The 2,648-nt window shown below is 69.9% G+C and carries 2 protein-coding genes; one reads left to right on the top strand and one right to left on the bottom strand.

Annotation, left to right across the window (positions count from 1 at the left end):
• Positions 1-524: 524 nt before the first annotated feature.
• The gene (locus ON27_RS05700; RefSeq protein WP_043720450.1) at positions 525-1,928 is read right to left on the bottom strand and encodes an NAD(P)H-quinone dehydrogenase; all 1,404 of its coding nucleotides are present in this window, start codon (positions 1,926-1,928) and stop codon (positions 525-527) included.
• A 174-nt stretch (positions 1,929-2,102) separates the two neighbouring features.
• Between ON27_RS05700 and ON27_RS05695 the strand changes: the two genes are divergently transcribed.
• Positions 2,103-2,576 (top strand): gamma-glutamylcyclotransferase family protein, encoded by a 474-nt coding sequence (locus ON27_RS05695; protein WP_043720454.1) that lies wholly within the window; start codon positions 2,103-2,105, stop codon positions 2,574-2,576.
• Positions 2,577-2,648: the final 72 nt, after the last annotated feature.

The raw sequence follows: 2,648 nt of genomic DNA, 5'->3' as shown, positions 1-2,648 counted from the left end.
ATTCCGGCTTGTTCGGCTCCGGCTGTGTGGTCTCCGGGGTGCTCGGCGACTCGTTCACGCCCGGCTGGGCCGGAGCAGGCGTCGGCGGAGTGGTCGGCTGATCGTTCGGAGCCGCCCCCGCCGGCGCAGCGAAGAGCGTGGCCACGGCAGCCGCTGTGGCCAGTGGCAACGAGGTGCTCGCCATCGCTCGCTGCGCCCGACTCGGCTTACGATGTTTCACTTCCGCATTCCCTTCCCGGGTGCGGCCCGGCAGGCCGCATTCAGTTGTCCCCTGGGTGAGACGCCTGATCGTCGAACGACCCCGGGCCGTTCGTCGTGCCGATTTGGAAAGGACCATCCCCCCACACCGAACCCCGCGACCGCCCTCCGATCGCATCTCTGCCGAGAGTGAACCACATGTGCGCACGATGGGCAACGCGGCGAATAGCCAAGGGTGGCAAGAGCGCCCGCATCCGGCGCCCGCCCCGAGATCGCAGGGCACGATGTCCACGCACGGACACGGCACCGGGTGCGCCAAAACGAGGTCAGCCCAGGTCGTCGTGGCGCATCAGCAACCGCGCCGCCTCGGTGACCGAACCGGTGAGCGACGGGTACACCGAAAACGTCTGGGCCAGGTCGCTGACCGTCAGATTGTTCTGCACCGCAAGGGCGATCGGCAGGATCAGTTCCGAGGCGATCGGCGCGACCACGACGCCGCCGATCACCACGCCGGTCGCGGGACGGCAGAAGATCTTGACGAAACCGCGCCGCAGCCCGGACATCTTGGCGCGCGGGTTCGTGTTCAGCGGCAGCATCACGGTGCGCGCGGGGACCTCGCCGTTGTCGATCGCGTTCTGGCTGACGCCGACGGTCGCGATCTCCGGCCGGGTGAACACCGCGGAGGCGACAGTCTTGAGCCGGATCGGGCTGACGCCCTCGCCCAGCGCGTGGTACATCGCGATGCGTCCCTGCATCGCGGCCACCGAGGCCAGCGGCAGCAGGCCGGTGCAGTCCCCCGCGGCGTAGACCCCGGGCACCGAGGTGCGCGAAACCCGGTCCACCCGCAGGTAACCGCCGCTGTCGAGTTCGATGCCGACCCGCTCCAGTCCGAGCCCGGCGGTGTTGGGCGTCGAGCCGACGGTCATCAGCGCGTGCGAACCGGAGACCGTGCGGCCGTCGGACAGCTTGACCACGATGCCTTCGGCGGTGCGCTCCACGGCGTCGGCGCGCGCGTGCTTGACCAGTTCGACGCCGCGCTCGGCGAGCGCGTCCTCCAGCACGAGCGCCGCGTCGGCGTCCTCGCCGGGCAGCACGCGGTCACGGCTGGAGACCAGCTTCACTCGCACGCCCATTTCGGTGTAGGCGGAGACGAACTCGGCGCCCGTCACACCGGAACCGACGACCACCAGGGTCTCCGGCAGCTCCGCGAGGTCGTAGAGCTGACGCCAGTTGAGGATGCGCTCGCCGTCCGGCTCCGCGCCGGGCAACACGCGCGGGCTCGCGCCGGTGGCGATCAGCACCACCTCCGCCTCGATGGTCTGCTGCGCGCCGTCTGCCAGCTTCGCCAGCACCCGGTGCGCGGCCAGCCCGCTACCGGGATCGATCAGCTCGCCGCGACCGGCCAGCACGGTCACCCCGACGGTTTGCAGCTTCGAGCGGATATCGGAGGACTGCGCCAGCGCCAGCGCCTTGACTCGGGCGTTCACCTCGGGCAGCTGCACCTGCGCCTGATTCGGGTCGAGGGTGATCCCGAGATCCCGAGCCCGGCGCAGGTCGGTGCGGACGCCGGTCGAGGCGATGAAAGTCTTGGAGGGGACGCAGTCCCACAGCACGCACGCCCCACCGATGCCGTCGGAATCGATCAGCGTCACCGACGCTCCGTGCTGGGCCGCCACCAGGGCCGCCTCATAGCCGGCCGGACCGCCACCGATGATCGCGATGCGGGTCATTGATACCTCCGCTCGTGCTTCGCGCCGGGATCTCCGGCACGGTGTAGACGTTATCCGGGAACCACCTCGCACCACCGACCGCGTTACCGGTGCGCAACCCTTCCCGGCCCCGCGCCGCGCCGCAAGCGGGGCAATCGAACGCGTTCTCTCCCGGTTATTGGCTACCCTTTGCTGGTGCCGATCTATGCCGCCTATGGGTCCAACATGGACTCGACGCAGATGCTCGAGCGCTGTCCGCACTCCCCCATGTCCGGGACGGGCTGGTTGGAGGGCTGGCGGCTCACCTTCGCCGGTGACGACATCGGCTGGGAAGGGCCTCTCGCGACGGTCGTCGAGGATCCCGGTTCCCGGGTGTTCGTCGTGCTCTACGACGTGTCCCCGGAGGACGAGCAGCGCCTGGACCGCTGGGAGGGCTCGGACTTCGGCATCCACAAGAAGATCCGATTGCGCGTCACCCGCAACGCCGACGGCGGCGATCCCACGCTGGCCTGGCTCTATGTGCTGGACGCCTACGAGGGCGGGCTGCCCTCGGCCCGCTACCTCGGCGTGATCGCCGACGCGGCCGAAAAGGCGGGCGCGCCAGAGGATTACGTGCACGCCCTACGCACCCGCAACAGCCGCAACGTCGGTCCGGGCAACTTCGGCTGACCGCGCGTCACACCGCGACGGCATGGGCCGTACCTCTGGGTCGGGCTGCGCCGCCGTCACACTCCCGGTCGA

The sequence above is a fragment of the Nocardia asiatica NBRC 100129 genome (assembly GCF_000308415.1).
GTDB lineage: Bacteria > Actinomycetota > Actinomycetes > Mycobacteriales > Mycobacteriaceae > Nocardia > Nocardia asiatica.
This window is presented reverse-complemented; position numbering and strand designations above follow the sequence as displayed.